Raw genomic sequence first — 7415 nt, 5'->3', positions numbered from 1 at the left:
TCCCCAACTTTCTAACTCTCAAACTCCCCAACTCCTAAACTCCCTCAAACCCATCATTCAACCACAACAACACCCCCGCCGTCACCACCAGATTCAGCAAGGTCAAAGGCAACAAATACTTCCAGCCATACTCCATCAGCTGGTCGTAGCGTGGTCTCGGCATGGAGGCACGCAACAGGATAAAGACCATCAGGAAAAATCCTGTTTTGAGGATGAACCAAACTATAGGCGGCAGAAAATCCGGGCCGAGCCAACCACCGAAGAACAGGACCACCATCATGCAGGAGATAAGCGTGATGCCCATGTACTCGCCGATGAAGAACATGCCGAACTTCATGCCGGAGTACTCTGAGTGGAAACCTGCCACCAGTTCACTTTCCGCTTCCGGCACGTCGAAAGGCAGGCGGTGGGTTTCGGCTATACCTGCGATGAAGAAGATGACGAAGCCAATGATTTGCGGCACCACGAACCACATGCCCCGCTGCGCTTCCACAATGGTACTTAGGTTGAAAGAACCGGCCATCAGCACCACGCCCATCAGCGATAGACCCATAAACACTTCGTAGGAAATCATCTGCGCCGCGCCGCGCATGGCACCCAGCAAACTGTACTTGTTGTTGGAGGCCCAGCCACCTAGAATAATACTGTAAGCGCCCATCGAAGACATCGCCAGAAAGAACAGCAAGCCGATGTTCAGGTCTGCCACCACGATGCCCGGCGCAAAGGGAATCACGACAAAGGACATCAGCACCGTGACTACCACAATGGCCGGGGCCAATATGAAGACGGGCTTATCGGCGAAAGGCGGAATCCAATCCTGTTTAAAGAACAGTTTGATGGAGTCGGCGGCCACAATCAGCAAGCCGAAAGGGCCAGCACGATTGGGTCCATAGCGGTCCTGCAATAAAGCCAGACCGCGTCGCTCTACCCAGATAAGCAGTGCCGCCACGTTGAGCATGACGAACAACACGCCGCCGATGATTAGTAAGTAGTTTGGGGTTGCTGTTTCCATTTGAGTTCTCGGTTAAGTATGGCCCACGCAGGCAGTTCAGCATAGGGTATACCCGGCAATCCGGTAGGTAAGCCCGCCGTGCCGCTGCGTAGCAACGGACTTATTTTCACAGGCACTTGATAGACTTGTCCGTCGATGGTGAAGCTCAGATTCTCACCCACCTGCAGTTTCATCAGGATGGCGTCTTCTTCGTTGAGTAACACATAAGGCTCCGGCGCACGCTCCACAATCGGCGGGGAGTGTATGCTGAGCTCTTCGGAACCGAAAATGTGGTGGAGCGGCAGCATGTATAGATGGCCCTCCAGCGGCTGGAATTTCTGGGGCACCGTTTGGTATAAGGTGCGGTGTGGCTGGTATCCGGCTTGATTAAGCGCAGACCCGGGTCGCCGCCTTTGAGGTGTCCGCCCACTTCCTGTTGGTACTTGTTGGTGGCCTGCGCCGAGTTCCAGCCCGGTGCCCAGAAGAACGGGATGATGGATGATGGTGGCTGTCCGCGGTAGCCTTCCATGGTATAGGAGAGCGGTGCGTCGGGGTCTACCGGCGGTTTGGGTTCACTCACGTTGATGTTGGCCTGCATGGCGGTACGGCCGCTGAAACGGTGCGGTGCCCGTGGTATCTTCTGTCCGGCAATGCGGAAATCGGTGCCCGGCGCGACGGCTTCTATACCTTTCAGTTCCGGGTGTTCTTTCACCATGGCCTGCAGGATGTCGTCGAAGCCGTGCCAGTGACTGATGCGGTCGTGGGCCAACAAAGTGCCTAGCTCGCCGAGCCAGCGCCAGCTTTCCTGCAGGTCTTCGCCAGTCGGGTATACCTGGAAGAAGCGCTGCGCCCGGCCTTCGTTGTTAATCAGCGTGCCGTCGGCTTCAGCAAAGGTGCCGGCTGCGAGTAGGATGTCGGCTTCTTCGGTGGTGGCGTTATGCAGATGGTCGAGCACGATGACGTTCTTAGCGGTCTTCAGGAAGTTGGTGACCATACCGGCGTTGGCTCTTCTGTAGAGGTCGTTTTCTAAAATGATAACCGTATCAGCATAGCCGTTCAGGATCGCTTCGAAAGCGGACTCCAGTCTGTGGCCGCCGAGCTTGGCAAGGCCCATGCTGTTGCACTCGGGCAGGGTGAGCACAATGCCCGCTTCTTTTTCTTTCGCCACCAGCGCATTGGTAATATTGGCGGTAGCATCAAAACCCGTTCGCTGCCGCAGTGCGTGCCGGAAATCACCAGTGGCTTATTGGCTGCCATCAGGGTGTCGGCAATCTGTCGGGCCAATTGGATTTCGTCTTCGTTGAGCCCTTGCACTTCCGGGAAATCCGCATGAATAAAGTGTGCTACTGCAAAGCCCAGTCGCGCGATGGCGTCGGGGGAATCGTTGTAGGTATGGGTGGCGATTTCGTCGAGCTTGGTGTCGTGGATGGTGGCGATGAAGAGCGGGCCTTTTTCGTCCTGCATCAGCTCCCGCACCGCCGCGTCCTGCCATACCGGTATGTTGGCTTTGGAGATGTGCTCGAGGGCAGGTTGCTTGCGCACCGATTGCCGCACGGCCAAGGCTAGCATAGGCGCAGTGTTTATCAGATCTTCCCCGAGTATAAACACGGCGTCGGCCTGTTCTACTTCCCGCAGCGACGGCGTGCGGGCGGCACCTTCTTTCAGTATTTTTAGCGCCAGACATACCAGGTCATGATCCGTGTCAGATACGCCGTGGTGGAAGTTGTCGTCACCGACCAAGGTCTTGAGCATGAAGTTCGATTCCAGCGAAGCACGCGGAGAACCAATGCCTATCACGCTGCCAGTCCGGAAAGCCGCGGCCGCTGCCTGCAGCGCGGTATACTTGTCGGTGGCTTCGGGCAGTTGAGCCCGCACCAGCGGCTTGCGGATTCGGCCGACATGGTTGACGTGTTCGTAACCGAAACGGCCGCGGTCGCAGAGGAAGTAGCCGTTCACTTCGCCGTTATACCGGTTGGTGATGTTGCGCAAGGTACCATAGCGCTCACCTGCCGAAATGTTGCAACCGAGGCTGCAGTGGTGGCACACCGACGGCGCCATCGTGAGGTCCCATTTGCGGGTGTAGTGTTGTTTTAGCGTCTTGTCGGTGAACACGCCGGTCGGGCATACTTCCACCAGATTGCCGCTGAACTCACTCTCCAGCACGCCGTCTTCGTGGCGCCCAAAGTATAGGTGGTTATGGGCGGCAAACACGTCGAGGTCCTTGCCGCCCGCATAGTCTTTATAGTAGCGCACACAGCGGTAGCACTGTATGCAGCGGTTCATTTCGTGGTTGATGAACGGGCCAAGGTACTGGTTGATGTAGGTGCGCTTGTCGAAGCGGTAGTTGCGGTAGTTGTGGCCCGTCATCACGGTCATGTCCTGCAAGTGACAGGAGCCGCCTCGTCGCACACGGCGCAGTCGTGCGGGTGGTTGGTCATCAGCCAGCCAATCACATGCGCCCGAAACTCCTTGGCTTCCATGTCGGCGATGGAAATGCGCATGCCGTCGCGCACCTGTTCCATACACGACATAAAGAGCTTGCCCTTGGTGTCGTTTTCGTCCTTGTATACCTTCACGGCGCACTGGCGACAAGCGCCTATGGAGCCCATGGCCGGGTGCCAGCAAAAGTAGGGGAGGTCCTTGCCGAGGGTGAGGCAGGCTTCCAAGAGGTTCTTGCCGGTGGGTACTTCGTAGGGTTTGTCGTCTATATAGATGGTTGCCATACTTTCGCTTTGCTCCATGGACAGTGGTGTTCGTGAATGTGCCGTTCAAAATCCTCCCTGAAATATTTCAGGGCGCTCTGCAGAGGTTCCATGGCGCCGGGGGCAAGTGCACAAAACGTGTTGCCGGGGCCGAGGTATTTGGTATGAAAGTCGAGTGTGAGGAGGTGTTCAGGTTTGCCTTCCCCTTTATCAATGGCGAGTAAAATCTTCTCCACCCAGGGCAGCCCTTCACGGCAAGGCGTACAGAAGCCGCAGGACTCCTGCGCAAAGAAATGCTGCAGGTTGTGCACGAAACCCACCGGGCAGGTCTGGTCGTCGAGGATGATCATCGTGCCCGTACCCATGCGACTGCCAGCTGCCTGTATGGCGGTATAATCCATCGGCAAATCGAGGTGCTCTTCCACCAGAAAATCCGTGGAAGCGCCGCCCGGCAAGAGTCCCTTGAACAGGTAGCCGTCCTGCATGCCACCGCCGTGCTCTTCAATCAGCTCGCGGATGGTGGTGCCCATCGGCAGTTCCCAGCAACCGGGCGTTTTCACGCGGCCGCTGATACCGTAGAGTTTGGTGCCGGCGTCTCCGGTCTTGCTCAGGCCTTTGAACCACTCGGCCCCGTTGTTGATGATGTGCGGCAGACAGCAAAGCGTCTCCACGTTGTTCACGATGGTCGGCTTTCCAAACAAACCACTCACCTGCGGGAAAGGCGGCTTGGCGCGTGGGTTGGCCCGTTTGCCTTCTAAGGCATTAAGCAAAGCGGTTTCTTCGCCGCACATATAGCGACCCACGCCGGTGTGCAGGTGCATGTCCAGACTAAAGCCCGAACCCAAGATATTCTCCCCCAGATAGCCCGCTGCGTAAGCCTCGTCGAGCGCCTTGATGATTTCCCGTGCCGCCACCTTGTAGGCCCAGCGCATGAAGATGTAGGAAACGCTGGCGTCGATGGCGTAAGCCGCGACAATCATCCCTTCTATCAGCTGGTGCGGATTTCCTTCCAGAAGCACGCGGTCCTTGAACGTGCCGGGCTCCATCTCGTCGGCGTTGGCCACAAGGTATTTGGGCTTGGCCGCTTCGGGTCCCATCGGCACAAAGCTCCACTTCAGGCCGGTGTTGAAGCCCGCACCGCCGCGACCCGCAGGTCGGAGGCCTTGACCAGATTCTGCACATCGGCAGGGGCCATCTCTTTTAGGATCTTGCGCACGGACTGATAGCCACCCACTTTCTCGTACTCTTTGAGCGAGAGCGGTGCGTGTCCGGGGACAATGTGTTGGGTCAGGGGCTTCTCCATGGGTATGCCCGCTTGGGTTTTAGGTATACTTTTCCAGAATCTCGTCCAGTTGGTCAACCGTCAGGTCACGGTACAGGTCGTTGTCAATCATCAGGGCAGGGGCACGGTCGCAGGTGCCGAGGCAGCAGTTGGGTAGCAAGGTAAAGCGGCCGTCGTCGGTTGTCTGGCCATATTTGATGTTTAGTTTTTCAGTGAGGCGGTCGCGAATACTTTCGTAGCCCATCACCCAGCAACTGATACTGTCGCACACCAGAATCACATGCCGCCCCACCGGTCTGCGGAAGATCAGGTTATAGAACGTAGCCACACTGTCGAGCTCTGCCGGCGACATCCCCACATAGTCCGCCACATCTTTCAGACTCTCGTCCGACACCCAGCCATGGCTATGCTGCACAATTTTCAGCGCTTCGATGCACGCATTCTTCGGTGAAGGCACCATACTGATTTCGTGGTCGATTTTGTGTTTTTCTTCGGTGGTCAGCATAGGTTGTTTGTTTATCTATCAATATCTGCCAATACATAATCCATCGCCCCGAGTATCGACAGCAAATCTGCTACGGTATAGCCGCGGGTGATGTAGGGGAGCATTTGCATGTGGGGGAACGAGGGAGTGCGGATCCGTACCCGGTAAGGGGAAGTGTTCCCGTCACTGGTCAAGTAGTATCCATTGGCTCCTTTGGTTGCTTCGATGCAGCTCATGGCTTCTCCCGGCGGAATGACAGGTCCCCAGGTCACGCCCAGAAAATGCGTGATTAGCGTCTCGATATCGTGCATGGTGTTTTGCTTGATGGGTGGTGTGGTGATGGGGTGCTCGGACTTATATGGACCGGTCGGCATGTTCTTCACACATTGCTCGATGATTCGCAGACTCTGGCGCATTTCGGCTACCCGCACCACAGCCCGGTCGTAGCAGTCGCCGTTGGTGGCGGTGGGCACCTCGAAGTCGAACATTTCATAGCCGGAGTAAGGGCGCATTTTGCGGAAGTCCCACTCGAATCCACAGGCACGCAGGTTCGGTCCGGTCACGCCCCACTCAATGGCTTCTTCTTTCGTGAAGATGCCAATGCCTACTGTGCGGGCTTTGAAGAGGCTGTTCTTCATCACCATCGCATCGTATTCTTTCAGGCGTTTCGGGAAGTAGTCGATGAAGCGCTGCACCAGCTGCTCCCAGCCCTTGGGCAGATCCTGCGCCACGCCGCCGATGCGGAACCAGTTGGGGTGCATACGTCCGCCGCATATGCCTTCGATGATGTCAAATATCTTTTCACGGTCGGTGAACATGTAGAACACTGGCGAGAGCTGCCCCACGTCCTGCGCAAAGGTGCCGTACCACACGAGGTGACTGGCGATGCGGAAGAGTTCGCACAACATCACCCGGATATATTTCACCCGCTCGGGCACTTCTATACCTGCCAATTGCTCCACGGCCTGCAGGTAAGCGAGGTTGTTCATCACGCCGCCGAGGTAATCTACCCGGTCGGTATAAGGTATATAGGTATGCCAGGACTGCCGCTCGCCCATTTTCTCGGCGCCACGGTGGTGGAAGCCAATGTCAGGTATAGCGTCAACAATATCTTCTCCGTCGAGTTGCAAAATAATGCGCAGTACACCGTGCGTTCCCGGATGTTGCGGACCGATGTTGAGGAACATGAAGTCGCTGTCGTCGCTCTGCCGTGCCAGTCCCCATTCTTCGGGCTTGAACTGCAGGGCCGATTGCTCGAGGTCTATCTTGTCGTCATACAATTGGAAAGGACCCATCTCGGTGGCGCGGGCAGGATGTTCTTTGCGGAGCGGATGACCGACCCAGGTGCGTGGCATCAGGATGCGGGAAAGATGAGGGTGTCCTTCGAAGCGGATACCGAACATGTCGTATACCTCCCGCTCGTACCAGTTGGCGTTTTGCCAGAGACCGCTGATGCTCGGGGCTTTCGGGAAGTCTTCGCGGAGGCCAGCTTTCAGTCGGATAAAGGTGTTGCGCTCGAAAGAGAAGAGGTGGTAAATGAGCGTGAAGCTGTAAGGTAGATGGCCATTCTCAGGTTTGCGGGTGCGTTCGTCAATGGCCGTCAGGTCGAAGAGGAGGAGGAAGGGCTGTGGCAGGTCGTGCTTCAGGAATTTGAGCACTTCCGGCACATGGTCCACAGGAAGCCAGAGGGTGAGGATGTCATCCTTGGTGGTCTGAGGCTTGAACGTATCTTCGCCGTACCGCGACTTGAGTTGCTCCAGTATGCCGCTGTTGTTGTTCATGGGAGGAGGCTGTAAGAAGTTGATGTTAGGGTTAACTCATGTACTCTCTTTCCTTTTATGCTAAGTTTAAACTTATACCTATTCTGTTTCTTGCTAGCGTAGCGGCGGCTTTTAGGTATAGTGCCTTTGCGGTTGCATAGCTGGCTTTTGCCTGGCCGGGCGGGCCTTACTTTTT

At 56.4% G+C, this 7415-nt stretch carries 9 protein-coding genes; all 9 read right to left on the bottom strand.

Going from position 1 to position 7415, the window contains the following annotated elements; translation table 11 throughout:
• Positions 1-34 precede the first annotated feature (34 nt).
• Genes nuoH through nuoC form a run of 9 tightly spaced genes read right to left on the bottom strand, consistent with a single transcriptional unit; the run spans position 35 to position 7240 of the window.
• Positions 35-1012 (bottom strand): NADH-quinone oxidoreductase subunit NuoH, encoded by a 978-nt coding sequence (gene nuoH, locus O71_RS20620; protein ID WP_007661029.1) that lies wholly within the window; start codon positions 1010-1012, stop codon positions 35-37.
• Complete coding sequence (locus O71_RS24815; RefSeq protein ID WP_202800257.1) at positions 982-1215, bottom strand: hypothetical protein; 234 nt, start codon at positions 1213-1215, stop codon at positions 982-984. Before O71_RS24815 ends, nuoH begins: the two co-directional genes overlap by 31 nt.
• The gene (locus tag O71_RS24810; RefSeq protein WP_202800256.1) at positions 1185-2159 is read right to left on the bottom strand and encodes a molybdopterin-dependent oxidoreductase; all 975 of its coding nucleotides are present in this window, start codon (positions 2157-2159) and stop codon (positions 1185-1187) included. Before O71_RS24810 ends, O71_RS24815 begins: the two co-directional genes overlap by 31 nt.
• Positions 2048-3400, bottom strand: coding sequence for a hypothetical protein (locus tag O71_RS24805; RefSeq protein WP_202800255.1), 1353 nt, complete (start codon positions 3398-3400; stop codon positions 2048-2050). Before O71_RS24805 ends, O71_RS24810 begins: the two co-directional genes overlap by 112 nt.
• A complete protein-coding gene (locus tag O71_RS24800; RefSeq protein ID WP_202800254.1) occupies positions 3364-3714 on the bottom strand; it encodes a 2Fe-2S iron-sulfur cluster-binding protein in 351 nt (116 codons plus the stop codon). The genes O71_RS24805 and O71_RS24800 overlap by 37 nt, the downstream gene beginning before the upstream one ends.
• Positions 3696-4796 carry an NADH-quinone oxidoreductase subunit F gene (locus tag O71_RS20610; RefSeq protein ID WP_237717929.1) on the bottom strand — a complete coding sequence of 367 codons (1101 nt, stop codon included), beginning with the start codon at positions 4794-4796 and terminating at the stop codon, positions 3696-3698. The genes O71_RS24800 and O71_RS20610 overlap by 19 nt, the downstream gene beginning before the upstream one ends.
• Before the next feature lie 11 nt (positions 4797-4807).
• Complete coding sequence (locus tag O71_RS24795; protein ID WP_202800253.1) at positions 4808-5053, bottom strand: hypothetical protein; 246 nt, start codon at positions 5051-5053, stop codon at positions 4808-4810.
• Positions 5016-5480 (bottom strand): NADH-quinone oxidoreductase subunit NuoE, encoded by a 465-nt coding sequence (nuoE, locus tag O71_RS20605; RefSeq protein WP_007661026.1) that lies wholly within the window; start codon positions 5478-5480, stop codon positions 5016-5018. The genes O71_RS24795 and nuoE overlap by 38 nt, the downstream gene beginning before the upstream one ends.
• Positions 5481-5491: 11 nt before the next feature.
• Entirely contained in the window at positions 5492-7240 is a 1749-nt protein-coding gene (gene nuoC, locus O71_RS20600; protein ID WP_007661025.1) for an NADH-quinone oxidoreductase subunit C/D, read from the bottom strand.
• Between the last annotated feature and the right edge of the window lie 175 nt (positions 7241-7415).

It is taken from the genome of Pontibacter sp. BAB1700 (assembly GCF_000277005.1).
Taxonomy (GTDB): domain Bacteria; phylum Bacteroidota; class Bacteroidia; order Cytophagales; family Hymenobacteraceae; genus Pontibacter; species Pontibacter lucknowensis.
The sequence above is the reverse complement of the archived record's forward strand: the minus strand, read 5'-3'. Positions and strand labels throughout refer to the sequence as shown.